The 24,923-nt window shown below is 72.6% G+C and carries 24 protein-coding genes; 10 read left to right on the top strand and 14 right to left on the bottom strand.

Annotation, left to right across the window (positions count from 1 at the left end; all coding sequences use genetic code 11):
- Positions 1 to 65 precede the first annotated feature (65 nt).
- On the top strand, positions 66 to 1,193 hold the full coding sequence (locus ACLF5H_RS07555) for a helix-turn-helix domain-containing protein (protein WP_421675286.1): 1,128 nt from the start codon (positions 66 to 68) through the stop codon (positions 1,191 to 1,193).
- A gap of 56 nt (positions 1,194 to 1,249) precedes the next feature.
- Here the strand turns inward: ACLF5H_RS07555 and ACLF5H_RS07550 are convergent, their stop codons facing one another.
- Positions 1,250 to 1,711, bottom strand: a complete 462-nt coding sequence (locus ACLF5H_RS07550) for a MerR family transcriptional regulator (RefSeq protein ID WP_421675285.1) — start codon at positions 1,709 to 1,711, stop codon at positions 1,250 to 1,252.
- 85 nt (positions 1,712 to 1,796) lie between these two features.
- On the opposite strand from ACLF5H_RS07550, the gene ACLF5H_RS07545 reads away from it, so the two are divergent.
- Positions 1,797 to 3,038 (top strand): MFS transporter, encoded by a 1,242-nt coding sequence (locus tag ACLF5H_RS07545; RefSeq protein ID WP_421675284.1) that lies wholly within the window; start codon positions 1,797 to 1,799, stop codon positions 3,036 to 3,038.
- A gap of 84 nt (positions 3,039 to 3,122) precedes the next feature.
- On the opposite strand, the gene ACLF5H_RS07540 is transcribed toward ACLF5H_RS07545, so the two are convergent.
- Positions 3,123 to 4,016 carry a LysR family transcriptional regulator gene (locus ACLF5H_RS07540; RefSeq protein ID WP_421675283.1) on the bottom strand — a complete coding sequence of 298 codons (894 nt, stop codon included), beginning with the start codon at positions 4,014 to 4,016 and terminating at the stop codon, positions 3,123 to 3,125.
- Positions 4,017 to 4,107: 91 nt separating this feature from the next.
- On the opposite strand from ACLF5H_RS07540, the gene ACLF5H_RS07535 reads away from it, so the two are divergent.
- On the top strand, positions 4,108 to 5,196 hold the full coding sequence (locus ACLF5H_RS07535) for an alcohol dehydrogenase catalytic domain-containing protein (RefSeq protein WP_421675282.1): 1,089 nt from the start codon (positions 4,108 to 4,110) through the stop codon (positions 5,194 to 5,196).
- A 43-nt stretch (positions 5,197 to 5,239) separates the two neighbouring features.
- Here ACLF5H_RS07535 and ACLF5H_RS07530 read toward each other — a convergent pair whose 3' ends face one another.
- Positions 5,240 to 6,190, bottom strand: coding sequence for an NAD-dependent epimerase/dehydratase family protein (locus tag ACLF5H_RS07530; RefSeq protein ID WP_421675281.1), 951 nt, complete (start codon positions 6,188 to 6,190; stop codon positions 5,240 to 5,242).
- A 71-nt stretch (positions 6,191 to 6,261) separates the two neighbouring features.
- Here ACLF5H_RS07530 and ACLF5H_RS07525 point away from each other — a divergent pair, with 71 nt between their 5' ends.
- Positions 6,262 to 6,714, top strand: coding sequence for a MarR family winged helix-turn-helix transcriptional regulator (locus ACLF5H_RS07525; RefSeq protein WP_421675280.1), 453 nt, complete (start codon positions 6,262 to 6,264; stop codon positions 6,712 to 6,714).
- A 33-nt stretch (positions 6,715 to 6,747) separates the two neighbouring features.
- Positions 6,748 to 7,734, top strand: coding sequence for an amidohydrolase family protein (locus ACLF5H_RS07520; RefSeq protein WP_421675279.1), 987 nt, complete (start codon positions 6,748 to 6,750; stop codon positions 7,732 to 7,734).
- Here the strand turns inward: ACLF5H_RS07520 and ACLF5H_RS07515 are convergent.
- A complete protein-coding gene (locus tag ACLF5H_RS07515) occupies positions 7,718 to 9,019 on the bottom strand; it encodes a DUF4157 domain-containing protein (protein ID WP_421675278.1) in 1,302 nt (433 codons plus the stop codon). The two genes, ACLF5H_RS07520 and ACLF5H_RS07515, sit on opposite strands and share 17 nt — an antisense overlap.
- 139 nt (positions 9,020 to 9,158) lie before the next feature.
- On the opposite strand from ACLF5H_RS07515, the gene ACLF5H_RS07510 reads away from it, so the two are divergent.
- Positions 9,159 to 10,244 carry a barstar family protein gene (locus ACLF5H_RS07510; protein ID WP_421675277.1) on the top strand — a complete coding sequence of 362 codons (1,086 nt, stop codon included), beginning with the start codon at positions 9,159 to 9,161 and terminating at the stop codon, positions 10,242 to 10,244.
- Between the two features lie 6 nt (positions 10,245 to 10,250).
- On the opposite strand, the gene ACLF5H_RS07505 is transcribed toward ACLF5H_RS07510, so the two are convergent.
- The 3 genes from ACLF5H_RS07505 to ACLF5H_RS07495 form a co-directional block, all read right to left on the bottom strand.
- Positions 10,251 to 11,111, bottom strand: a complete 861-nt coding sequence (locus ACLF5H_RS07505; protein WP_421675276.1) for a class I SAM-dependent methyltransferase — start codon at positions 11,109 to 11,111, stop codon at positions 10,251 to 10,253.
- A 71-nt stretch (positions 11,112 to 11,182) separates the two neighbouring features.
- Positions 11,183 to 11,785 carry a nitroreductase family protein gene (locus tag ACLF5H_RS07500; RefSeq protein ID WP_421675275.1) on the bottom strand — a complete coding sequence of 201 codons (603 nt, stop codon included), beginning with the start codon at positions 11,783 to 11,785 and terminating at the stop codon, positions 11,183 to 11,185.
- A 61-nt stretch (positions 11,786 to 11,846) separates the two neighbouring features.
- Complete coding sequence (locus ACLF5H_RS07495; RefSeq protein WP_421675274.1) at positions 11,847 to 12,785, bottom strand: NADP-dependent oxidoreductase; 939 nt, start codon at positions 12,783 to 12,785, stop codon at positions 11,847 to 11,849.
- 118 nt (positions 12,786 to 12,903) lie between these two features.
- On the opposite strand from ACLF5H_RS07495, the gene ACLF5H_RS07490 reads away from it, so the two are divergent.
- The gene (locus ACLF5H_RS07490; RefSeq protein WP_421675273.1) at positions 12,904 to 13,278 is read left to right on the top strand and encodes a MerR family transcriptional regulator; all 375 of its coding nucleotides are present in this window, start codon (positions 12,904 to 12,906) and stop codon (positions 13,276 to 13,278) included.
- Between the two features lie 7 nt (positions 13,279 to 13,285).
- Here the strand turns inward: ACLF5H_RS07490 and ACLF5H_RS07485 are convergent, their stop codons facing one another.
- Together ACLF5H_RS07485 and ACLF5H_RS07480 are read right to left on the bottom strand one after the other, a co-directional pair.
- Complete coding sequence (locus ACLF5H_RS07485; RefSeq protein WP_421675272.1) at positions 13,286 to 14,533, bottom strand: TetR/AcrR family transcriptional regulator; 1,248 nt, start codon at positions 14,531 to 14,533, stop codon at positions 13,286 to 13,288.
- 139 nt (positions 14,534 to 14,672) lie between these two features.
- Positions 14,673 to 15,821 (bottom strand): acyl-CoA dehydrogenase family protein, encoded by a 1,149-nt coding sequence (locus ACLF5H_RS07480; RefSeq protein WP_421675271.1) that lies wholly within the window; start codon positions 15,819 to 15,821, stop codon positions 14,673 to 14,675.
- A 284-nt stretch (positions 15,822 to 16,105) separates the two neighbouring features.
- On the opposite strand from ACLF5H_RS07480, the gene icmF reads away from it, so the two are divergent.
- The gene (icmF, locus tag ACLF5H_RS07475) at positions 16,106 to 19,336 is read left to right on the top strand and encodes a fused isobutyryl-CoA mutase/GTPase IcmF (protein ID WP_421675270.1); all 3,231 of its coding nucleotides are present in this window, start codon (positions 16,106 to 16,108) and stop codon (positions 19,334 to 19,336) included.
- Between the two features lie 53 nt (positions 19,337 to 19,389).
- Here the strand turns inward: icmF and ACLF5H_RS07470 are convergent, their stop codons facing one another.
- Together ACLF5H_RS07470 and ACLF5H_RS07465 are read right to left on the bottom strand one after the other, a co-directional pair.
- Positions 19,390 to 21,036, bottom strand: coding sequence for a multicopper oxidase family protein (locus ACLF5H_RS07470; RefSeq protein WP_421675269.1), 1,647 nt, complete (start codon positions 21,034 to 21,036; stop codon positions 19,390 to 19,392).
- 90 nt (positions 21,037 to 21,126) lie between these two features.
- A complete protein-coding gene (locus ACLF5H_RS07465; protein WP_421675268.1) occupies positions 21,127 to 21,558 on the bottom strand; it encodes a DUF6153 family protein in 432 nt (143 codons plus the stop codon).
- A 238-nt stretch (positions 21,559 to 21,796) separates the two neighbouring features.
- On the opposite strand from ACLF5H_RS07465, the gene ACLF5H_RS07460 reads away from it, so the two are divergent.
- Together ACLF5H_RS07460 and ACLF5H_RS07455 are read left to right on the top strand one after the other, a co-directional pair.
- On the top strand, positions 21,797 to 22,090 hold the full coding sequence (locus ACLF5H_RS07460) for a heavy-metal-associated domain-containing protein (protein ID WP_421675267.1): 294 nt from the start codon (positions 21,797 to 21,799) through the stop codon (positions 22,088 to 22,090).
- Between the two features lie 598 nt (positions 22,091 to 22,688).
- A complete protein-coding gene (locus ACLF5H_RS07455) occupies positions 22,689 to 22,859 on the top strand; it encodes a DUF5670 family protein (protein WP_421675266.1) in 171 nt (56 codons plus the stop codon).
- A gap of 186 nt (positions 22,860 to 23,045) precedes the next feature.
- On the opposite strand, the gene ACLF5H_RS07450 is transcribed toward ACLF5H_RS07455, so the two are convergent.
- From ACLF5H_RS07450 to ACLF5H_RS07440, 3 genes are all read right to left on the bottom strand, one after another.
- Positions 23,046 to 23,570, bottom strand: coding sequence for a hypothetical protein (locus ACLF5H_RS07450; protein ID WP_421675265.1), 525 nt, complete (start codon positions 23,568 to 23,570; stop codon positions 23,046 to 23,048).
- Between the two features lie 8 nt (positions 23,571 to 23,578).
- Entirely contained in the window at positions 23,579 to 23,746 is a 168-nt protein-coding gene (locus ACLF5H_RS07445; RefSeq protein WP_421675264.1) for a hypothetical protein, read from the bottom strand.
- Positions 23,747 to 23,906: 160 nt separating this feature from the next.
- A complete protein-coding gene (locus tag ACLF5H_RS07440) occupies positions 23,907 to 24,869 on the bottom strand; it encodes an SDR family NAD(P)-dependent oxidoreductase (RefSeq protein ID WP_421675263.1) in 963 nt (320 codons plus the stop codon).
- Positions 24,870 to 24,923 lie beyond the last annotated feature (54 nt).

Raw genomic sequence — 24,923 nt, 5'->3', positions numbered from 1 at the left:
GTCATCCTCCACCCGATCCGGCCGCTCCCTTGTGCCGTGCCACAACCGGCGCGAAGATGCCGGGCATGCGGCACGAGGACTGGGACAGCGTGGTCGACCTGATGGAACGGGTCGTCGGCGAGGACGACCTCCTGTCCTGCGTGGTCTCAGGGGTCCGTACGACGGTCCGGGAGGTCGCGGGGCTCGCGCCCGCCGACATCGCCGGGCACACCCGCGCCCTGCTGGCCGCGGCCACCCGGGCGCTGGCGGCCCGGCGGGGCCCCACCGAGACGGAGCTGTCCTTCGTGGCGGAACTCGGGCACACCCGCGCGCGGCAGGGCGTGCCCATCGAGGCGGTGCTCGGCGCCATCCATGTCGCCGAGCGCGCGATCTGGTCCCGTGCCCGGGAAGCCGCGGCCGCCGCCGGGATCGAGGCGCGCCTGCTGCTCGATGTGCGCGAACTCTACGACGACTGGGCCGAGGCGGTTCGGGCCCGGCTGATCCAGGCCCATCGCGCCGCCGACACCGGCCGGGCCGCGGGAGCCGAGGACCGGGACCTGACGATCCTGCGGCGCCTGCTCGAAGGCGGTTCGGTGGCCGCACTGGCCGCCGCGGAGGCCGGGCTGCCCGTCACCGGTGGCCTGTGGGTGCTGGTCGCCCGGCCGGACGGCGGCGCCCTGGAGCATGCGCCGCGCGGCCGGCCCCACGCGCTCACCGGGCATCTCGACGGCCTCCTGATCGGGGTGCTCGCCCGGGCGCCCACGGCACGCGCCGTTCGGCCCGGGGCCGTCGCGGGGCTGGCCGGTCCGGCCGAACCGGAGGAACTGGGCACCGCCCGGCGGCTGGCCCTCGCCACCCTGACCGCGGCCGAAGCGACCCGGCGGAGCGGGGTGGTGCACGTCGCCGATGTCGCCGTACTCGCCGCCCTGGCCGAACGCGCCGACTTGGCCGCCGTGCTGACGGAGCGTCACCGTACGGCGTGGACCGCGCTCGGGGCGCAGGCCGAGCCGGTCGCACTCGCCGTCCGCGGCTGGCTGGAGGACGGCCGGGACGTGACCGCCGCGGCCGAGCGGCTGTTCGTCCACCCCAACACGGTGCGCAACCGGGTGCAGCGCTTCACCGCCGTCACCGGCATCGACCCCTTCGACACGTTCGGCGCCCTGAACGCGTGGTGGCTGTGCCGTGCCTGGCTGGGCTCGGGAGAACCGGGCTGACTTCGGTCGGGCGGCGCGGAGAGCACCGTACGGAGGACCCGGGTACGGGACGGCCGTCAGCTGTCCGAGGACTCCTCCGGTACGTCGGGAAAGGCCGGCTCCGGAGGCTCCGCACCGGCGAGGGCCGCGTCGACGCGGGAGCGGATGTAGGCGCCGGTGACGGGACAGTCCATCGGGTCGTCGGCCGGGCACTGGAGCATGTGCCGCAGTACGGCGGCGGCGCGGGAGAGCCGGTCGATCCGCTCCCGCACCGCGTCATGCCGGGCGGTGATGAGGGCGTGGCGCTCCGGGGCGGCGCGGCTGGTCATGACGGCGGCGGTGTCGGCGAGGGGCATCATGCCGTCGTCGTGCCACAGCTGGGCGTAGGCGAGCCGCTCCAGGGCCGCACGGTCGTACTGGCGGACCCGGCCGCGCCGTGCGGTGGGCCGGATCAGTCCGCACTCCTCGTAGTAGCGCAGTGTCGGCACCGAGACCCCGAAGGCGCGGGCGGCCTCGGTGATCGAGTACAGCTGCTCCATCGGGACCTCCGGGAGCTTGCGCTCAAGTGGACTTGAGCGTGCAGGTTGGGAGCAACCCTAACTCCCGAACTCCGGAGGGCCTGCCATGTCTCCCTCAGCGCCGCCGACGGCGACCGCCTCCACGCCTCGTGACCGCGCCGCACCGCGCGCCGGGGGTGCCGGGGCGCTGCTCGTCGTCGGTTTCGTGCTGATGAGCCTGAACACGCGGGTCGCCTTCGGGCAGATCGGGTCGCTGGCGCCGGTCGCGGGCTTCAGTCCCGCGCTGGTCTCCCTGCTGGGCCTGCTGCCGCCGCTGTGCATGGGAGCCTTCGCCCCGCTCGCGGCCCTGGCGCGGCGGTCCGGCGAGGAGCGGGGCCTGTGGTGGGCCGGTGCGGTCCTGGTGGTCGGCGCTGTAGTGCGGATGCTCGGCCTGCCCGGGCTGATCGCGGGCACCGTGGTGGTCAGCGCGGCGACGGCCGTCGTGAACGTGCTCATCCCGGTCCTGGTCCGCAAGCGGTTCCCGCGCCGGCGGGTCGGCACGATGATGGGCGTGTACGCCCTCTCGATGGGCGTCGGCTCGGCACTCGTCGCGGCTCTGGTCGTCCCCGTCGCCCAGGCCACCGGAAGCTGGCGACCGGCCGTCGGCCTGGCCGTCGTTCCCGCCGTCCTCGCCGCCGCCGGTATGACACCGCAGCTGCGGCACCGCCCACCGCGATCCACCCCGGCCGCCCGTGCCCGGCTCCCGCTCGCCACTGCCGCCGGTCCCGAGCGTGCCGGACTCGCGCAGGTCGCCCGTACCGCCGTGGCCTGGAGCCTGACCGCCTTCTTCGGCATCCAGACGCTCGCCTTCTACACCACGCTCGCCTGGCTGCCCTCGATCCTCGTCCAGGCCGGGCTCGGCGGGAGCGCCGCCGGATCCGGTCAGGCCCTGCTCATCTGCGGCGTGGCCGTCGGCGGATTCGTCGCGCCGGTGCTCGCCGCGCGCCGCGCCGACCAGCGTCCGCACATCCTGGGCACCGTCCTGGTCTGCGTCGCCGGTCTGACCGGGCTGCTACTCGCGCCGAGTGCCACCTCGCTGGTGTGGGTCGCCGTGCTCGGCGTCGGGCTCGGGGCGGGACAGGCGCTGCCCGGGGTGCTCTACGCCCACCGGGGCAGCGATCACGACCACGTGGCCGCCCTGTCCACCATGGCCCAGACCTGCGGGTTCCTCCTCGCCGCCACCGGCCCCGTCCTCGCCGCCGCGCTGCACGCCGCCACCGGTACGTGGACCGCGCCGCTGACCGCGCTCGTCGCCGCCCTGCTCGTCTGCGCGGTGGCGGGCATGCGGGCCGGTCACGACCCCGGGTGACCGCTCGCCCGTATCCGTCCGTTTCCGCGAGCCCCCAACCGGCGCCGTCGTGACCGGGGTTCCGGCCGGGGGCACCGGCCCGGATCAGACCGCCGAGGTGATGGCGCGCAGGACGTCGGTGATCCCCGGGCCCGGTCGGCCGGGGAGCCGGGCCGTGAGGATCCGGCGGACCTCGCTCGGCACTCCCGCCACGCGCATGAGGCTCACGCCGGGCGGCAGCACCGTGGCCATCCGGTCCGGGATCGTCGTCACGCCGAAACCGCCCGCGACCAGCCGGAGTTTCGTCAGCCAGTCCCGTGTGGTGTGCGCGATCCGCGGCCGCCCGGGCAGTCCGGGCCAGACGCCGAGCAGGGGTTCGGTGCTCGTGGACGGCGCGGCGATCCAGGGAGCGTCCACGAGTTCGTCGATGTGCACCTCGGTACGGCCGGAGAACAGACCGGTCGTCGGGGCGCCCAGCAGCAGTTCGGTGTCCTCGACCGGCTCGATGTGCAGCCGGGGCGACTCGCCGTCCGAGGGCCGGTGCGGTGGGCGGGACGTCAGTACGGCGAGGTCGATCGAGCCCGCGCGCAGCGCCCGGAGCAGCGCGGGCGTACTGCCCTCGCGGGTCGTCACGGTGATGTGCGGGGCGGCCGCCGCGAGCCGGGTGAGCACACCGGGGAGGAGCACCGCGCCCGCGCTGGGGAACATGCCCAGCCGCACCGGTGCCGTCGGTGTGGCGGAGGCGGTGAGCTCCTGTTCGGCCGCGGCGACGGAGTCCAGGATCGTCCGGGCGTGCCGCAGCAGGGTCAGACCGGCGGGAGTGAGCCGCACCCCGTCGAAGCGGCGCTCGAACAGGGCGGTGCCCGCGCCGCGTTCGAGGGCCGCCGCCTGACGGGAGATCGCCGACTGGGTGTAGCCGAGCTGGGCGGCGGCCGCGGTGAAGCTCCCCGAGTCGGCGACCTGCCGCAGAACCCGTAGAGCCGTACTGGAGAAGTCCATGCGCACTACGCATACCAGATGTGCGAGATCGTCGCTTGGCGCATGCCCTGGGCGTGCCTAGCCTCGCCTCAGGCGATCAAGGAGGCCGCAGATGCGAGCAGCAGTTCTGACCGGGTTCGGCGCCCCGCTGACCGTGCGATCGGTGCCCGAGCCCCGGGCCGACGGGGGCGAAGTCGTGGTCGAGGTCCTGGCGACGTGTGTCCTGCCGTACACCGGGGAGGTCTTCAGCGGACGGCGCGCCTATCCGCTCGAACCCCCGGTGGTGCCGGGTCCCGGTGGCGTGGGGCGCGTCGTGCGGGTCGGCCCGGATGCCACCCGGCTGCGCGTCGGTGACCTGGTGTGGTGCGATCCGACGGTGCGTTCCCGCGATGACGCGCTGACCCCCGACATCATGCTTCAGGGCCTGAGTTCCCGGGGCGAGGGCGGTGCCCGGCTCGCCCGCCATCTGCCCGACGGGGCGTTCGCCGAATTCATGCGGGTGCCCACGGAGAATGTCCACCCCCTTCCGCCCGAGGCGCTGGAGGACCCGGCTCGCTGGTCCTGCCTCATCGTCTACGCCATCCCCTACGGGGGGCTGCTGGCGGCGGGCCTGGAAGCCGGGGAGACGGTGCTGGTCAGCGGGTCCACCGGCAATCTCGGCAGCGCCGCGGTCGCCATGGCGCTCGCCATGGGGGCGGGCCGCGTGATCGCGCCGGGCCGCGATCGCAACGCGCTGGACCTCCTAGCGGACCGGTTCGGGCGGCGTGTGTCGCCGGTCGAACTGACCGGCGACGAGGACACGGACCGCGGCGCCATGTCCGCGGCCGCCCGGGGCCCGATCGACGTGGTGATCGACCTGCTCCCGCCCTCCGCACCCAGTTCGGTGACGCGGACGGCGGCCATGACCGTCCGCGAGTACGGCCGGGTCGTCCTCATGGGCGGCGTCGGCATGCTCGGCGGCGCGGACCTCGCCCTCCCCTACCCATGGCTCATGCGCAACTCGGTCACCGTGCGCGGCCAGTGGTCGTGCCCGCGCACGGCGAACGTCGGCCTGATACGGATCATCGCGTCCGGGGCGCTCGACCTCGCCGCCGACCGGATCCGGACCTTCCCGCTCGACGCCGTGAACGACGCCGTCGCGTACGCGGCCGCGCACGGCGGCCCGTTCGACCGTACGGTCCTCACTCCGCGCGCCGGTTGACGGCCGTACCCGGCGCCGCCGGGAAGGTCGCGCCGCGCCGGCCCTATCGGTCGTTGCCCGCGCGCAGCCACGCGATGTAGTCGGCGGCGGCCGCGGCGGTGTCGTACTCCGGGGTGAAGCCGGTGTCCTCGCGCAGCCGGGTTGTGTCGAGCCACTGTCGCGGTGTCGTGGCGTGGCGGGAGGGCAGTTCGAGGTGGAAGCCGGGTTCAGCGGCGGCGAGCGCGGCGATCACCTCGGCGTTGCTCGTCGCACGGCCCGAGCCGACGTTGTACGTGGTGCGGCGCAGCTCCGGCGTGAGCTGGAGGAGGGCGAGGGCGCGGCCGGTGTCCTTGACGTAGCAGAGGTCGAGGGAGTCCTCGGCGTACGGCCGGCGGGCGAGGCCGGACAGGTCGGGGGCGGTGCGCCGCGCGGCGGCGTGGGCGAGTGACGGGGCCGGGAAGAACGGGTCGGGCAGGTGGCCGCCCGGGCCCCAGGTGCCGGAGATGCGCGCGGCGACGATCTCGATGCCGGTCTCGGCCGCGAGCTGCCCGGCCAGCAGTTCGGTGATCTTCTTCAGGGTCGGGATGGCGTGGAAGTGCCCCATGGGCAGCGGCAGGTCCTCGCCGAGCGCGCCCTCGGCGGTCACGCCCCCGTAGACGCCGATGGTGCTGGCGACGACGACCCGCCGGGCACCCCATTCCTTCGCGACGCGCACGATGTTGAGGAAGCCGTCGAGCGCGCGGCCCGCGGCCCCGATCGCGTCCTCGTCGCCCGCCGCCCACGGCGGTGTGATGGCGAGATGGACGATCCCGGTGATCGCGTACCGGCTGCCCACCGCGCGCAGGCTCGCCAGGTCGGCGATATCGCCCCGCGCCATCGCCGCGGGCACATCGGCCAGTTGCGGGGGCAGGGCGGGGGTGCGGCGCTGGAGGAGCACGCATTCCTCTCCCGCCTCGTGGAGCGCGCGAACGGTGTGCGAACCGATGAATCCGGCTCCGCCTGTCACAAGAATCATCACGATCTCTTCCGTCGGTCCAGCTGATTGTCAGTGCTACTGATTATCAGCCTAGAGATAGGATATGGGGTATGCCAACCCCCGCCCCGCACGCCAAAGAGCCGCACGACGCGCTCGGGTACCTCGTCAAGCACGCTCACCTGCGGCTGACGGCGCTCACCGACGCCGCGCTCGCCCCGCTCGGCATCGACAGCAAGGACTTCGGCGTGCTGCGCGTGCTCGTCGGGCGCGAGCCGATGTCGCAGCAGGCGGTCGCGGCGAAGCTCGGCGTCGACCGCACCACGATGGTCGCCCTGATCGACGGCTTCGAGGCCAAGGGGATCGTCACCCGCAAGCCCGACCCAGCCGACCGCCGACGCAACGCCATCGAGCTGACCGGGCCCGGGCTCGCGCTCTACCAAAAGGCCGACGCGGCGTACCGCGCGGCGGAGGACGAGTTCCTCGCCCCGCTCGACGCGCCCGCGGCCGCGCTGTTCCGGCGGGCGCTACGGGCCGTACTCGCGCCGCCGGGCGGACACGATTGACGTGACCGGCGAGGCGGGACGATCGTGGGCGCCATGAACGATCACCGACCGGCCCCCGCCGACCTCGCCGAAGCCGCCTCCGCGAGCCGCTCCGACGCGGAGGCCACCGAGGTCCGCCGCTTCTGGGGGCGGCTCGGACTTCCCGGTCTGATCGACGTCCATACGCACTTCATGCCCGAGCGTGTCCTGCACAAGGTCTGGGAGTACTTCGACGCCCAGGGCCCGCTGACCGGCGGGCTCGCCTGGCCGATCAGCTACCGGCAGCGGGAGGCGGAACGCGCGGCGGTGCTACGGCGGTTCGGCGTCCGCGCCTTCACCGCCATGCTCTACCCGCACAAGCCCGGCATGGCCCGGTGGCTCAACAGCTGGGCGGCCGACTTCGCCCGCCGGACCCCCGACTGCCTGCACACCGCCACCCTGTTCCCCGAGCCGGGCGTCGAGGCGTACGTGCGCGAGGCGGTCGAGGCGGGCGCGCGGGTGTTCAAGGCACATGTGCAGGTCGGGGCGTACGACCCCGCCGACGAGCTGCTTCAGCCGGCCTGGGGAGTGCTGGCCGAGGCCCGGGTCCCCGTGGTGATCCACTGCGGGTCCGGGCCCGCGCCCGGCAAGCACACCGGCCCCGGACCGATCGCGCGGGTGCTGGCGCGGCACCCGGGGCTGCGGCTGATCGTCGCGCACTTGGGGATGCCCGAGTACGAGGATTTCCTCGGCCTCGCCGAGCGGTACCGGGAGATGCGGCTGGACACGACGATGGCGTTCACCGACTTCACCGAGACATTGATGCCGTTCCCCGGCCGGGCGCTCCCCCGGCTCGCGGACCTCGGCGACCGCGTCCTCCTCGGCTCCGACTTCCCCAACATCCCCTACCCCTACCTCCATCAACTCCACGCCCTGGAGCGGCTGGACCTCGGAGCGGAATGGCTGCGGGCCGTCTGCCACCACAACGCGGCGGAGCTGTTCGGGCTGGGGCACATTCCGCCGCGGCGGGATTCCTGGGCTTGCCTCACAGAGCCGGATTGATGATCACCGTGGTGGCGCTGACCCCGTGGTAGTACATCTCCTCGCCGGTCCAGTAGCCGTGGAACGATTCCCCTCCACCGTTGACGGTGTACATCCGGGCGGAGGCGGGCTCCAGTTGCTCCTCGGCGCCCGCGAACGCCTCCAGGGTGACGCAGTCGTCACCGTCCCTCGCGACCACCGCGGCGGCGTGGAACTGGCTCATCTCCCGTTCCCCGGGCTTCAGCGCGACGATCACGAACGCCTGGCCCACCTGGGGGTTCGCCGCTTCGTCGCGGGCGCCGGTGAACTCCCTGGCCATACGGCGGTTGGTGCCGTCCTTGGGCTGGCCGAAGAACTCGGTCCGGTCGCCGTGCTTGTTGCTGCGGGTGTCGATCGTGCTGGCGTACTGGCCGTGCGGCAGCTGGTTGACCCGGTTGTTGATGATCTCCTCGGCCACGTGCAGGCACTGGTTCAGCACATCGCCGCCCAGCGAGTAGCGATGGTAGGTGGCCCCCAGGAACTGAGCCTGCTGGTTATCCGCCTGGAGGGCCCCGGCGATCCCGTTGAGGGCGTCGGCCCGTACCCATATGTGGTTCGCGCCGTCGGTGATGGCGAAAGCCCCGTTGACCGAGACGCGTAGCTCACCCATGTTGTTCACGTCCTGGTCCGTGAACCGCTGCACGGACCCCTCGGCCCCCGCGACCGACCTGCCCCCGGCCTCCTCCTGCTCCCGCCGAGCGGCGGGCGCCGGCCCGGCGAGCACCCGGTGGGCGTTGGCCTCGGCGGCCCGCTCGAAGCGGTCGGCGGGATCGCTGACCCGCAGCCCGTCGGCGGTCGGCGTGCCCGCGACCGGGCCCTGCCGCTGCTGGACGACATGGGTCAACTCATGGGCGAGCGTGTGCCGGTCGGCGCCGCCGGGTCCGATCACCACATGGCTGCCGGACGTGTAGGCGCGGGCGCCGAGGCCCGCGGTGGAGGACTGGGCGGCGGCGTCGTCGTGGATGCGCACATCGGAGAAGTCCGTGCCGAACCGCGCCTCCATCTCATGGCGCACCGGTTCCGCGAGCGGCCGCCCGGGAGCGCGCAACACCCCGTGCACGGCGGACCGTTGGACCGCGGCCTCCTCCTCCGTGCCCTGTCCGCCCGCGTCTTGGTGCCGACGCAGCATCTGGACGACGGCCGCGTTGCCGACACTGCGCTGGAGCGGGGCCAGCGCGGCCGGAGCCTGCCGTGCCGGAGCGGCCGGAGCTGGCGGCTTACGGGTGCCGGTGCGCTCTGCCGCCTCGGCGGTGTCTCGGGCATGCATACGGGACTCCTTCGCTGGGCTCCGCCCCTTTGGATACAGGCCCATGGCGACAGGGACCAGGTACGCGAGGGCAGAACAGTTGCCCGAAGAGGCGGTGATCGGCTCGTCGTCGGGGATACGGACACGGCATCATTCCCTGGTGCACGAGGATCGCCGCGGGAGAACGCGGTACACACTGACCGACACGACGGACGGGGGCGCCTGGGGCGGCTGCGCCGAGGTGGAGGGGTTGTTCGGGGAGTCCGGGCGCGGGACGTACGAGCTGTTCGGCTGGGTGCCGCGAGCCCAGGTACGCGGCTGGGTCGGCGACCGGGTGTGGCTGGTGCCGGACGGCGAGGCGCTCGATCCCTGGCTGCTGGAGGACGCGGAGAGCTTGGACCTGGGCCGCTCCCCCGGGACGGACAGTCTCGTACTCACCGGCCTGGACGACTGCGAGGGTCCACCCGAGGGACACCGGGGGCGCGTCCGGGTGCACGACGGGCGCCGCTGGCTGGGCTCCTGCCGGGAGTTCACCCGCGTCCTGCCAGCCGCCGAGCCGTCGGCGCCCCGGCTCGTGCTGCGGGGTCTCGCCCCGGCGGAACGGCTGCGGGCGGCGCTGGCGAAGGGCACCCAACGGGCCCTGGACCTGGGGGAGGCCGCGCTGGAGATGTCCGACGACCAGGGGGAGCCGCTCACCGAACGCCTGTTCAGGGGCAAGGTCCTCGCCTGGCGTCCGTCCGCGCCCGGGACCGAACTGATCGACCTGGAACTCGACGGAAGCCTCTGCACGCCCGTCCCGGCTTACGCGCGGCCCGCCTGGGAGCGGTGGCTCACCGGGCCGCCCGACGCTCCGGGGGCCTGGACTCGCCTCGGCACCAGAGAGCGCGGGGCCTGGCTCGACCTCGTCCGGGAGCGGGGCTGCCGACGCGCGCGGCGCGACCGGCCGGGCGATCACGCCTACGTACTCGACGGCCGGTACATCACCGACGAGCCCGGCCTCTACCTGGCGCTCGGCGAGGCGGTGAACGGTCCCGGCGGCTACTTCGGCGGCTGCGTCGCCGCCCTGCACGACTGCCTGCGCGGCGGCTTCGGCCACACCGCCCCCGCGAGCCTGCTCTGGCGGCACGCGGCCACCGCGCGGGCGCACCTGTCCCGGGCCCTGAGCCCGGACGGCGATCCCTACGACCTGTTCGCCGTGGTCCTTCAAGCCCTGGCCGACGGTGGCACGGACGTCACCCTGGCCTGATGCGCGTCAGTCGCCGGAGACGGCCCGGTCGGCCTCCAGGACGAAGAACAGGAAGCACAGGAAGCGGGGCGCGGCCGCGATGGCTTCGGGGAAGAGTTCGCGGGCGGCGGGATCGGGGGCCGGTTCGCTGATCACCGTGATCCGGAAGCCCGCCGCGGTGAAGGCGTCGGTCATCGCGTGCAGCGGCCTGTGCCAGCGGCCCATCAGGGCGGTACGGCCGCCCATGGTCCACTCGTCGGTCCAGTTGGTGGTGTCGAAGTAGTTGTACTCGGCCGCGCGGCCGGCCTGGCGGTGCATCAGGTTCATCGCGAAGGGGTGTTCCACGGACGCGATCAGCCGGCCGCCGGGCCTGAGCACGCGGCGCAGCTCGGACAGCGCCGGTGCCCAGTCCTTCAGGTAGTGCAGCACGAGGGACGCCATGGCGTCGTCGAACGTGTCGTCGGCGTAGGGAAGGGGGCCGCCCAGGTCGGCCACCCGGACGTCCGCGTCGTCGCCGAGCCGTCGCCTGGCCAGCTCCACCATCCCGGCGCTCGCGTCGAATCCGCTCACCAGGGCGCCGCGGTCCCGCAGCGCCGCGGACAGGGGCCCGGCGCCGCAGCCGACGTCCAGGATCCGCCGCCCGGCCACGTCCCCGGCGAGATCCAGCATCGCGGGCCGCTCGTAGTGGGCGTTGAGCAGGTTGGTCTCATTGTCGGCCGCGTACGCCTCGGCGAAGCCGGTGTAGTCATTGACCTTCGGTGAAGCCACGGCCACCGCGGACGCCGGGGCGGGCGGGGTACGGCTCGTGTGCTCATGCGGCTCGCGCTGCCCGCGCTGCCCGTCGCGCCCCCGCTGCCCGTCCCGCCCGTGCCGCTCGTCAGAAGTCATGGTGCGAGAGACGTGTGTGACGGGGGCCCGGTTCCTGGCTCGTGCGGCGCCTGTCCGCGAAGGGGGCGGGCTCAGCCGTGCCGCCCCCAGCTCCCCCGGTGGATGACCTCCTCCGCGTTCCGGCGCCGCGCCTGGACGCCGGGGTCCTGCGAGGGCAGGTCGGTGGCGCGGTAGCCGATGGTGAGGGCGCCGACGGGGGCGTACTCCTCGGGGACGCCGAACTCCTCGCGGAACGGCTGGATGTGTTCGGGCATGATGCCGAAGAAGCAGGCGCCGAGGCCCTCGTCGACGGCGCTCAGCAGCATGAGCAGGGAGGCCATGCCGGTGTCGACGTACCAGTAGGGCGCGGGCCAGCGGGCCTCGGAGCGGTCCACCCAGCCCTTGCCGGGCTGGGCGTAGCGGTCCAGGTACGCCTCCTTGTGGGCCAGCGGCACCACGACCAGCGGAGCGTCCTGCATCGTCGGCGTCTTCTCCACCCGTACGGGGACGAAGGGCCAGAAGCGGGCGCGGTCCGCGGGGTCGGTCAGGGCGAGGAAGGCCCAGCCCTGGGAGAAGCCGGCCGAGGGGGCGCGCAGGGCGGAGGCGAGGATCCGCTCGACCACCTCGGGCGCCAGCGGCTTGTCGGAGTAGTGCCTGACCATGCGCCTGCGGCGGAGCACCTCGGAGAATTCCATGGTGGGGGATCCTGCCACGAACGCCCGGCGCCACCCACCCGGTTACGGCCACCGGCCGGGCTCAGAACAGCAGCACGACCTTGCCCGACAGACCGCCCGCCTCGAACCGCTCATGGGCCGCGCGCACCTCCGACAGGGGATAGTGCGCGGCCACCCGCACCTTCAGCCGCCCCGCGTCGACCAGACCCACCAGTTCCGCCAGGTCCTTGCCGCTCTCCTGGACGTAACTCTTCGCGGCGCCGGGCGCGTCCGGCAGGGGCGCGTCGGAGACCGAGATGTACGACCCCCCGTCGGCGAGCGCGCGGGTGACGTCGACGCCCGCGGTGTCGAGCACCGCGTCGTACGCCCCCCGCGGAAGCTCCGCCACCGAGTGCGTCACCGTCGAGGCACCGAACTCCCGCACGATCGCGTGGTGTTCGGGTCGGGAGACCAGGCCGTCCACCGACACGCCCGCCTGCCTGGCCAGTTGGACCGCCAGGCCGCCGACCGCCCCCGCGGCACCGGTGACCAGGAGCCGGGTGCGGCTCTCCGGGCGCAGCGCCGCGAGGGCCTGCAGCGCCGTGGTCCCCGCGAGCGGCAGCGTCGCGGCCTCGGCCAGGGTGAGCGTCTTGGGGGCGTGGGCGAGCAACCGTACCGGCAGGCGGACCAGTTCGGCCCAGGTGCCCAGGCCGGTGGCGAACTGCGCGGACATCGCGATCACCCGGTCGCCGACCGCGAACTCCGGTGCCGAACTCGCCACGACGATCCCGGCCAGGTCCCAGCCCGGCGTCGCCGGCAGGGCGGGGCCCACGTCCCAGGCCCGGGTCTTCCAGTCCACCGGGTTCAGACTGCTCGCCACGGTCCGCACCAGCACCTCACCGGCGCCCGGCCCCGACTCCGACTCCGACTCCGACTCCGACTCCGGCCCAGGCTCCGGTCCCGACTCCAGCTCCGGGTCGGCGATCTCCCGTACGGTGAGTGCCTCGGGCCCGCCGTGGGCCTCGATCCGAACAGCACGCATGGCGGCAACTCCTCTTGTTCCAGGCCGGGTCACGGCCGGGCGGCGACCGTCGTGGTCCCGCTTCGGAGCTCACGCTAAAGTCTGACATCGGTGTGAGAGTCAAGCCGGGGAGGCCGCCATGCGGATCGGTGAGATGGTGCGGCGCACGGGCGTCAGCGAGCGGCTGCTGCGCTACTACGAGGAGCAGGGCCTGCTGACGCCGGAGCGGCTGCCCAGCGGGTACCGCGTCTACGCGGAGCGGGACGTCGAGACGGTCCGCCGGGTCCGCGCCCTGCTCGCCGCCGGACTCACCACGGACACCATCGCGAGGGTGCTGCCGTGTGTCCGCGAGGAGGGCGAGCGGCTGGTGCCGGTCTGCGCGGACCTCGTCGCGGGGCTGCGCGGGGAGCGGGAGCGGATCAGCCGGGCGATCGACGATCTCCAGGCGTCGCGCGCCCTGCTGGACATCGTCATCGAGGCGGGCCCGCAGCCGGTGGCGGCCGGATCGCGGTAGGCCGGAGTCATTCCGGCGGCGGGCCGGTCTCCGACTCCAGGAGTTCACAGCCCAGTTGGTACAGCGCCCGGTCTATGCCCGGCCGGGTGGCGAGCCGGGGGGTGCGGGCCACGTCGTTGACGACGGTGAGGACGGTCTGCACCCGAACTCGGGCCTCGGCCGGGGTCATGGCCGGGTGGACCGCGTGCAGCAGGTGCAGCCACTCGGCGATGTAGTCGCGCTGGAACTGCCGGGTGCGCAGCCGGTCCGCCTCCTGGAGGTGCTCGGCCTCGGTGGCGATCACGGTCACCAGGTGCCGGGAGACCAGTGCCATGCGGATGTAGCGCCACACCAGGTGCCGTAGCGCGTCCGCGTGGTCCCGTGCCGAGGCGAGCACCTCGGCCAGGTCGACCCACAGCCGTTCGACGCCCCGGTGCACGGCGGTCGCGAGGAGGTCGTGCTTGCTGGCGAAGTGGTGGTAGATGCTCTGCCCGGCGATCCCGACGGCCGCGCCGGTGTCCTCCAGGCTGACCGAGGCGTAGCCGCGCTCGGCGAACAGCTCGGTCGCGGCGGCGAGCAGGGCCTCCCGGCGGGAGCGGTGGCGCAGGGTGCCCCGGGGCGCGTCGAGCCGGGGCGCGCCGAGTCCGGGCGGGGCCGAGGTGGCGACGCGGCGCATCAGGCGCGCGACGAGGTCCGGCGATGCCAGTTCCACGTGCTGGTAGGCGAGGCTCGCCGCCACCCCGAGCGTGCCCCAGGACAGCAGCTCGGCGTGGGCGGGGCCCAGGCCCGGCCGGGCGGCGGTCAACTGCCCGGCGAGGGTGCGCCGGGCCGCGTGCAGCCGCCGGGTGAGTTCCGCGTACTGCTCGGCGGGCAGATGCCGGGCCTCGCGCTGCCAGAGCACGCCCAGTTCGCGCCGGGCCAGCGCGGATTCGGCGAAGTCCCGCACCAGGGCGTCGAGTTCGCCGGGTCCGGCCGGGTACAGGCCGGCCAGACAGGAGTCGAGGGCCTCGGTGACGACGGCGTGCAGCAGCTCCTGCTTGCCGCCGAAGTGCCGGTACAGCGCGGAGGGGCCGATGCCCACGGCCGCCGCGATGTCGCTCATCGCCGCGTTGGCGTAGCCGTCCCGGGAGAACAGCTCCCGCGCGGCGGCGATGATCAGCTCCCGGCGATTGCGTGGCCGCGTGGCCCGCACGAGCGGGACGGCGGGCTCCACACCGGGTCCCGCCACGGCCGTACCGCTCGGGGCGACCGGTTCCGCACGGGCGGCCGTCTCCACACCGGATCCCGTCGCCCCCGCACGGACCCCTGGGGCACCCGGTCCCGCCGCCTGTGCGCGCACGCTTCCCGGCTCCGTCCCGACCTCGACCCTCACCGGTACCTCCAGACAGCGAGCCGACTCCTCCTGGACCGGCGGTCTAGCCGAGTTCCAGCGAACGGCCGATGATCTCCTTCATGATCTCGGTCGTGCCCGCGTAGATCCGGCTCACCCTACTGTCCTGCCAGGCCCGCGCGATCGGGTACTCCAGCATGTAGCCGTATCCGCCGTGCAGCTGGACGCAGGCGTCCATGACCCGGCCCTGCAGCTCGGTGCACCACCACTTGGCCTTGGCGGCGTCGACCACCGTCAACTCGCCCGAGTTCAGGGCGAGTACGCAGCGGTCAAGGTAGTGCTGGGCGATCTCGATCTCGGTGTCCAGCTCGGCGAGGCGGTGCCGGATCACCTGGAGGGAGCCGATCGGCTTGCCGAACGCCTTGCGCTCGCGCACGTACTCGACCGTCCAGTCGAAGGCGGCCACCGCCTGCGCCAGACCGGCGATCGCGACCGACATCCGCTCCTGCGCGAGATTGCGCGTCAGGGCGAAGAAGCCCTCGCCCTCCGCGCCGAGCAGGTTGGCCGCCGGCACCCTGGCGCCGGTGAAGACCAGTTCGGCGGTGTCCTGGGCGTGCAGGCCGACCTTCTCCAGCTTGCGGCCGCGCTCGAAGCCCGGGGTGCCGCGCTCCACGACGATCAGGCTGAGGCCGCGGTGCGGGTGCTCGCCGGTGCGCACGGCGACGACGACCAGGTCCGCGTTGATGCCGTTGGTGATGAACGTCTTCGCGCCGTCGATGACGTAGTGGTCGCCGTCGCGGACGGCCTTGGTGCGGATGCCGGACAGGTCGGAACCGGTGCCGGGCTCGGTCATCGCGACCGCGGTGATCGTCTCGCCGGAGGCGATGCCGGGCAGCCAGCGCGCCTTCTGCTCGTCGTCGGTCTGGTCCAGGAAGTAGGGCAGGACCACGTCCGCGTGCAGGGTCGGCCCGAGGATCGCCGGAATGGCGCCCACCCGCGCGCCCTCCTCGTGCAGGATCGTGTTGTAGCGGAAGTCCTTGATCCCGGCGCCGCCGAACTCCTCCGGCACGGCGATGCCGAGCGCGCCGAGTTCGCCCAGACCGGTGAACAGCTCACGGGGCACGATGCCCGCCTTGTCCCAGTCCGCGTAGTGCGGCACCACATGCTTGGCGATGAAGGCCCGCACGCTCTCGCGGTAGTCCTCGTGCTCGGCTTCGAAAAGGGTTCGCTTCATGACCAGCTTTCTCAGAGGGATCGAGAACCGCAGCGGTGCCGTCGTGCGATCGAGTGCGCCAGCGGAGACTACTCGGGATTCACTTGAGGCGGAAGTGGTGAAGTGAGGGCGGGTGAAGCGGGTCGATCGGATCCAGTGCGCCGCACCCGCACACTGATCCGGATTCACAAAGAGGCTTCCCCGACTGTGCCGCTGCTCACATCCGGCCCGACTACTGCGTTTTACTAGGACGTCCTAGTATTTATCTGATCAGCGTCCCCTCGACCTGTCCCGGAAGGCCCCCGATGAGCGAACTGCACTCCCCCGTGCACCCCGTACGCCTGGTCACCGCATCCGCTCTGTTCGACGGGCACGACGCGTCGATCAACATCATGCGGCGCATCTTCCAGTCCCAGGGCGCCGAAGTGATCCACCTCGGGCACAACCGGTCGGTCCAGGAGGTCGTGAACGCGGCGCTGGAGGAGGACGCGCACGGCGTGGCCGTCTCCTCCTACCAGGGCGGCCATGTCGAGTACTTCGAGTACCTGGTCGAGTCGCTGCGCGAGCGGGGCGCGGAGCACATCCGGGTGGTCGGCGGCGGGGGCGGCGTCATCGTGCCGGAGGAGATCACCCGGCTGCGGGCGCACGGGGTGACCATCTTCTCGCCCGAGGACGGCCAGCGGATGGGCCTCGCCGGGATGATCAACTCCGTCGTACGGGACTGCGACTTCGACCTGTGGGAGGGCAAGCCCGCCGACGTGGACGCCGTGCTCGCGGGCGACCGGTTCGCCACTGCCCGGTCCATCACGGGCGCCGAACTCGGCAAGCTGTCACCGGAGTTCCTCGCCCGGCTGCGGGCCGCGGCGGCCGGCCGGGTGGTGCCGGTGCTCGGCATCACCGGCACCGGCGGCTCCGGCAAGTCCTCGCTGACCGACGAGCTGGTGCGCCGCTTCCGCGTGGACCAGCAGGACAAGCTGCGCATCGCGGTGATCGCGGTCGACCCGACCCGGCGGCGCGGCGGCGGCGCCCTGCTCGGCGACCGGATCCGGATGAACTCCCTCGACGGCAACCGGGTGTTCTTCCGCAGCCTGGCCACCCGCGGCAGCCATGAGCTGCCCGAGCACCTCACCGATGTGATCGACGTGGTCAAGGCCGCCGGGTACGACCTGGTGATCGTGGAGACCCCGGGCATCGGCCAGGGCGACGCGGCGATCGTGCCGTTCGTCGACACCTCGCTGTACGTGATGACGCCGGAGTTCGGCGCCGCGTCCCAGCTGGAGAAGATCGACATGCTCGACTTCGCCGACGTGGTCGCGGTCAACAAGTTCGAGCGGCGCGGCGCCAAGGACGCGCTGCGCGACGTGAGCCGCCAACTGGTGCGCAACCGCGAGGCGTTCGACAAGAGGCCCGAGGACATGCCGGTGTACGGCACCTCGGCCGCGACCTTCCACGACGACGGGGTCACCGCGCTCTTCCAGCATCTGAAGTCGTGCCTGGACGAGAAGGGGCTGCACCTTCAGGAGGGCACCCTCGCGCCCGTCGATGTGCGCCACTCCTCCGGGATCCGCCAGGTGGTGCCCGCCGACCGGGTGCGCTACCTCGCGGAGATCACCGAGTCGGTCCGCGCGTACCACGCCGAGACCGAGGTGCTCGCCGAGGCGGCCCGGCGCGTCCAGCGCCTCGACCTGGTCAAGGGCGAGCTGGCGGCGGCCGGTTCGGACGCGGACAACGTGGACGCGCTGCTCGCCGACGCCCGCAGGCGGCTCCCGCACGAGGTCGGCGAGCAGATCGAGAACTGGCCCGCCGTCGTGGCGTCGTACTCCGGTGACGAGCAGGTCGTGAGGATCCGCGACCGGGAGATCCGCACCAAGCTGACCCGTGAGTCGCTGTCGGGCAACAAGGTCCCCCGGGTGGCGCTGCCCCGGTTCACCGACCACGGCGAGCTGGTGCGGTTCTGGCGGCGGGAGAACCTGCCCGGCTACTTCCCGTTCACCGCGGGCGTGTTCCCCTTCAAGCGCGACGGCGAGGACCCGGCGCGGATGTTCGCCGGTGAGGGCGACCCGTTCCGCACCAACCGGCGCTTCAAGCTGCTCTCGGAGGGCCAGCCCGCCACCCGGCTGTCCACCGCCTTCGACTCGGTGACCCTCTACGGCCGCGACCCGGGCGAGCGCCCCGACGTCTACGGCAAGGTCGGCACCTCCGGCGTCTCGGTCGCGAACCTGGAGGACATGAAGGCGCTGTACGACGGCTTCGACCTGATCGCGCCGACGACCTCGGTCTCGATGACGATCAACGGCCCGGCGCCCACCGTGCTGGCGTTCTTCCTCAACACCGCGATCGACCAGCAGATCGAGCGGTTCCGCGCCGCCGAGGGCCGCGAACCCTCGGCCGAGGAGGCGGAGCAGCTGCGCGCCCACGCGCTGGCGAGCGTGCGGGGCACGGTGCAGGCCGACATCCTCAAGGAGGACCAGGGCCAGAACACCTGTCTGTTCTCGACCGAGTTCTCGCTGCGGATGATGGCCGACATCCAGGAGTGGTTCATCGCGCACAAGGTCCGCAACTTCTACTCGGTGTCGATCTCCGGCTACCACATCGCCGAGGCGGGCGCGAACCCGATCAGCCAGCTGGCGTTCACCCTGGCCAACGGCTTCACCTATGTGGAGGCGTACCTGGCGCGCGGCATGGACGTGGACGACTTCGCGCCGAACCTGTCGTTCTTCTTCTCCAACGGCATGGACCCCGAGTACTCGGTGCTCGGCCGGGTCGCCCGCCGGATCTGGGCGGTCGCGATGAAGCGGAAGTACGGCGCCAACGAGCGTTCCCAGAAGCTCAAGTACCACGTCCAGACCTCGGGCCGCTCCCTGCACGCCCAGGAGATGGACTTCAACGACATCCGCACCACGCTCCAGGCGCTCATCGCCATCTACGACAACTGCAACAGCCTGCACACCAACGCCTACGACGAGGCGGTCACCACCCCGACCGAGGAGTCCGTTCGCCGGGCGCTGGCCATCCAGCTGATCATCAACCGGGAGTGGGGCCTCGCGATGAACGAGAACCCGCTCCAGGGGTCGTTCATCATCGACGAGCTGACCGACCTGGTCGAGGAGGCGGTGCTGCTGGAGTTCGAGCGGATCAGCGAGCGCGGCGGCGTGCTCGGCGCGATGGAGACCGGCTACCAGCGCGGCCGTATCCAGGACGAGTCGATGCTCTACGAGCAGCGCAAGCATGACGGTTCGCTGCCGATCATCGGCGTCAACACCTTCCGCAACCCGCACGCGGAGGGCGCCGAGCCGGGCGCCATCGAACTGGCCCGCGCCACGGAGCGGGAGAAGCGTTCCCAGCTGGAGCGGGTGCATGACTTCCAGGCCCGGCACCAGCAGGACGCGCACGCCGCGCTGAACGCCCTGAAGGCGGCGGCGGTCGCGGGCGACAATGTGTTCTCCGTGCTCATGGACGCCGCGCGGGTGTGCACCCTGCAGCAGATCACGGAGGCGTTCTTCGAGGTGGGCGGCCAGTACCGGCGCAACGTCTGACGCGCGGGAGGGGGTGGTACGGGCCGGGCGGCCCGCACCACCCCCTCGTGCTCTCACGCCTGGTACGCCAGCAGCGCCATCATCCCGGCCTCGCCGTGGTAGGCGTTGTGGCAGTGCAGCATCCACTGGCCGGGGTTGTCGGCGTCGAAGTACACGGACACCGTGCGTCCGGGCAGCACGATGGTGGTGTCCTTGCGCGGGCCGCCCGTACCGAGCTGGTACGTGTGTCCGTGCAGGTGCATCGGGTGCCACATGCCGGTCTTGTTGACGAAGTCCAGCCGGACCCGCTGGCCCTGCTCGACCAGGACGGGGTCGGCGGTGGGGTGCCTCATGTCGTACCGCCTGCCGTTGATGCCCCAGTCGTACGCGGCCATGCCGCCGGTGAGTTCGATCCGGTGGACGCGGTCGGTCTTCCGCGTGTCCAGGCGTACGTCGTCGGCGGCCGTCAGCCCGGCGGCGTTCATGATCATGCCGTCCAGCTCCTTCGGGCGGACGGTCGCCTTCGGCGCGGCGCCGGAACCGGTGCGCACCAGCGCCAGGCCGCTCGCGTCCTTGCCCTCCGCGAGGGCGACCAGCGGGAAGACCCCGTCGGCGAGCGTGACAAGGACGTCGTACCGCTCCCCCATGCCCACCAGCAGCGCGTCCACCTGCTGATGGGCGACGGGGAAGCCGTCCGTGTGGGTGATGGTCAGCTTGTGGCCGCCGAGCGCGACGCGGTACGCCGTGTCGCCGCCGGCGTTGACAAGGCGCAGCCGCACCCGCTTGCCTGGCTTGCCGGTGTAGACGTCGGGGTCGGTCGGCACCCGGCCGTTGACCAGGTGGTACGGGTATTTGACGTCACCGGCGTCGCCGCCGAGCAGACCGCTGCGCGCGCCCATGAGCATGAACTTCATCGAGCCGGACGACGCCTTGCCGCCCCCCTTGCCCGCAGCGCCGCCGCTCATGTCCATGCCGTCCATATCACCCATGTCCATCCCGCCCATGTCCCCCATGTCATGGCCGGAGGAGCCGCCGTGGCCCGAACCACCGTGCCCCGAGCCGCCCATGTCCATGTCCATGTCGCCCATGCCATGGCGCAGTTCGGCGAGGACCTGGTCAGGGGTCCCGGTGACACCGTCGACCCAGTCGTCCAGGACGACCACCCACTCGTCGTCGTACGACAGCGGTTCCCTCGGGTCCTCCACGATCAGCGGGGCGTGCAGTCCCCGGTCCAGCTGGACGCCGACGTGGGGATGGAAGAAGTAGGTGCCGGGGGTGTCGGCGAGGAAGCGGTAGGTGAAGTTGCGGCCGGCGCGCACCGCGTTCTGGGTGGCCGGGGGCACGCCGTCCATGTCGGCGCGCAGGGCGATGCCGTGCCAGTGGACGGAGGTCGTGGTCCGGTCCGGGAGCTGGTTGGAGAGTTCGGCGGCTAGGGTGTCACCGGCCGAGAGCCGGATCTCCTTGCCGGGGGTGCGGCCGCCGTAGGCCCAGCTCTTCGCCGTCACCTTGCCGCCGAGGTCGAGCACGGCGGGCGCGGCGGTCAGGGTCACCTCGCGCACCTTGCCGGTGCCCTTGCGCTTCCTCTCGGTGGTCGCGACCACCTTGCTGTCGGGGCTCACCAGGGCCGGCGCGGACCCGGAGCCGCCGCACGCGGCGAGCGCTCCCGTCCCGGCGACGGCGAGACCGGCCAGCAGGGCGGACCGACGGTTGATGCTGTTCATCTGTGATGCCTCTTCTCGGGATGCCGTTGACCTGCGCGCATGCGGCATCGCCCCCACGGGGTACGGGGGAACGGGCCGCGCGGGGGCGGCCTAGATCAGCAATCGGGAGAGGAGGGAGAGGTCAGGCGGCGCGCGGTGCGGATTGCCCGGCAGGCCGCGCCCGGCGAGGACGCTCCGCGGCGGGGCGGCCTGGACGGTGTGTATCGGCACGGTCGGCGGATCGAGCCACTGCGGTGAGCCGACGGCCCCTGAGGTGCAGTGCTGCATGCCGACGCCCGAGCAGGCGCCGCCGGTGTCATGGTCCATGGCCGAGGTCAGGGCCTCGGCGGCCATGTCCTGCCCGGCCATGCGGTGCGCGATGTGATCCGTGCCGGGCATCGCGGTCATGGCGGTCGCGGGTGCGGCGGGGGCCGCGCCCAGGTCGTGGTGGACCAGGACGGCGAAGGCGGCGAGCAGGGCCAGGACGGCGGCCCACGACCGGCGCGCCGCGCCGCCGCGGGAACCGGTCCGCCGGTACGTCACCTGCCGCCCTCCCCATCTCCGAGGCCATGCCCGAGACCACGCGATGCGGGACCGCGTCCCGTCCGCCACAGGCCCCAGACACGTCACTATACCCCCTAGGGGTACGACGTCCAGCCGACCCTCCGAGATGACGATCAGATGACTGAGTACCCCTGGGGGGTATATCGTTCGTGGGGTCGGAAGGCCGGGCGACCGCCCTTCCGCGGATCGACCCATGCTCACACCCGAGGAAGAGGCCATGACCGAACAGACGAACTCCGGCTCCTGCTGCGGCTCCTGCGGCACCGGCGCGGCGACCGACGTACAGGTCCACGGCGGCGCCGTCACCACCGTGTACAAGGTCTCCGGCATGACCTGCGGCCACTGCGAGTCCGCCATCTCCGAGGAGGTCTCCGCCCTGGACGGCGTCACCGCGGTCACGGCCGTCGCCGACACCGGCGAGGTCACGGTGACCTCCGCCGCCCCGCTCGACCAGGAAGCCGTCCGCGCCGCCGTGGACGAGGCGGGCTACGAACTCGTCGGCCAGATCTGAGGATCCGCCCCGACAGAGCGCCGCAACTCCCGGACGAAGGCCCCTCCAACCCCCAGGGGATGGAGGGGCCTTCACCTTTTCACGACCGCACGCACACCCCCTACCGGTATGCATCTTCAACGTGTACGCAGGGTGTTCATCACCGGCTGGACGGTGCCGGTCACCGGCTCGGTCGTGGCGGCCGCGGCGCGCGAGAACGCGACGGCGCGCGGGCGAGCGTGGCAGGTCGGCACGGGGTACTCAGCACGGTGCACAACTCCCCCGCCTCGCCGATACTTTGCGAGCCGACGATCCAGCACGGCGCCGGGGCGGCAGTCCTGGCCCGGCGCCTCGCCAGGCACGAGCGGATGGCCGCCGCTCCGCAGCGGTACGTCGGTGACCCGGACCCGTCGAGCAGGCCGTCACCGTGGGCCTCGCGGGGGGGGTCCGCCAGTGAGGGGTCACCCTGCCCGGACGGTACCGGGAACCGGATCGCCCCACCCAGCAGAGCAAACCATCCGAACGTGTGCCCTTTCCCTTCGTTCCGTGGAAGTAACCGGTCTTTTGTGTGCTTGCGGAAACGAAGCAAGGGCATTCGGTGGCCAGGAGGTTGATAACGATGGTTCCCCTGATTCTGGTTCTTCTGCTGGCCCTGATCCTCTTCGGCGCGGGCTTCGCGCTGAACGCGCTGTGGTGGATCGCGGTGATCGTGCTCGTGCTGTGGCTGCTGGGCTTCCTCGTCCGGCCCTCCGGTAGCGGTGGCCGCCGGGGGCGTTGGTACCGGTGGTAGCCGAGAGAAGACGGGTCGCGAGGCGGTAGGCGACGGAGACGTCGCGGTATCCCCGGCCGGGGGCAACCCGGGGAAGCCGCCAGCGGTGCGGGGCCGCCGCGCGAAGCGAAGGCGGTCACCGCTGACCGTCACCTCGAACGAGATGTCCGGTTCCGGGGATCCACCGGATCCCCGGCGGGCCTCCGTTCACGGCGGCTCGTCCCGCGCCTTGCGGGCACGGCGCCGTGCCGGACGGTCCGGCCGCTCGTCCTCGCCACCACGGTCGTCTCCTCGACGCCGCTCACCGTCGTCCCCGCCCTTGTCGTCCTTCTCGCGGGAACGTCGCGTCCTGACGGTCCGCCCGCGTTCGGTCTCCCCGCTTGTGCCGACGGCCCTCTTGGCCGACCGCGCCGTTCGCCGAGCGGCGCTGCGCTCGGCCGCCTTCCCCTCGACGCCGACGGCCTCTCCCCGGGCGTCGGCCGACCCCGCCGCCCCATCGACCGCCTCGCCCGCGGCGTCTCCCGCCTTCTTCACGGTGCGCCCCGCCGCCCGACGGGTCTCCCGCACCATCCCACCCACGCCCTCGACGGCTCCCTCCGCGCCCTCGCCGACGTCCCGCACGGCGGACCCGGCGCCTCGGCCGACGTCCCGCACCACCGAGCCGACGCCGCGCGCCAGCTCCTCCCCCGAGATCCCCAGGTGCACCCGCCCGAGGGCGACATCGGCACCCACGTTCGGCTTCAGCAGGTCCAGGACCTCGGCCTGGAGCGAGACACGGGCCCGCCGTCCAGGAGGAAGGCAACGGGGTCCGCCTCGTACGCGTACCGTTCCTCGTACTCGTACTCATCCTCGTCGTACGGCTCGGATTCCTCGACGGACCCGTCGTCGTTCTCGACGTCCTCGCGCATCCTGGGACCTCCGCGAGCCAGGCGCGCGTTATGCCCCGTTCAGGCCAGTATGGTGCGCCATCGTAGGGAATCCCGGGCCACGGAAGGCCCCCGGCGCAGTCCGGTGCGCCGGACGGGTGACGGCGGGGGGGCGCCGCACCCGTCCGATCGCGCGAGCCGGTCAGGACGCGAACGCGTCCACCCCGGTCAGCTCGGCCGACAGCGTCCACAGCCGGGCCGCCTGCTCCGGGTCGATCGCCCAGTCCTTGACACCCTCGCGGTCGCCGGTGTCCGGGGCGGGCTCGGCGATGTCGCAGTCCTCCAGGTAGAGGCCGCCGAGACCGTCGAGCTGCGGGGAGGTCGCCGCCCAGACCTGGGTGGCCGCGCCCTGCTGCGGGGTCTTGAACACCTCGGGGTGCAGCAGGTTGCCGTGCTCGTCGATCCAGCCGCGCTCGATCATCTCCTCCTGGGCCAGGTGCCGTTGGAGCGGCGTGAGGATGCCCCCGGGGTGCAGCGCGAAGGCGCGGACCCCGGCGTCGCGGCCGAGCTTGTCGAGCTGGACGGCGAACAGGACATTGGCGGTCTTGGCCTGCCCGTACGCCTCCCACTTGTCGTAGCCCTGCCGCCAGTGGATGTCGTCCCAGCGGATGCCGGCGGTGTGGTGGCCGAGCGAGGACACGGAGACGACCCGGGCGCCGCCCGGCGCGATCGCGGGCCACAGCCGGTTGACGAGGGCGAAGTGGCCGAGGTGGTTGGTGGCGAACTGCGCCTCCCAGCCGTCGCCCACCCGCGTCTCGGGGCAGGCCATGATCCCGGCGCTGTCGATCACGATGTCCAGGCCCCGCCCGGAGGCGAGGAACCGTTCGGCGAACCGGCGCACGCTCTCCAGGTCCCCGAGATCCAGCTCGTCCACCTCGACACCGGGCAGCCCGGCCAGCGCCTGCTCCGCAGTCCGCGGACGACGCGCCGGTACGACGACCCGGGCGCCGGCCTTGACCAGCGCGCGCGTGGTCTCCAGCCCGATCCCCGAGTATCCCCCGGTGACCAGGGCCAGTCCCCCGCTGAGGTCGATGCCCCGCAGAACCTCGTCGGCGGTGCTGGTGGCGCCGAATCCGGATCCGATCTTGTGCTGTGCGGTACTCATGCCCGAACGCTACGAATTGGAGTGCTCTCCAAGTCAAGAGGCACACTGAGCCGT

It is taken from the genome of Streptomyces sp. LaBMicrA B280, assembly GCF_049222185.1.
GTDB lineage: Bacteria > Actinomycetota > Actinomycetes > Streptomycetales > Streptomycetaceae > Streptomyces > Streptomyces murinus.
The sequence above is the reverse complement of the archived record's forward strand: the minus strand, read 5'-3'. Positions and strand labels throughout refer to the sequence as shown.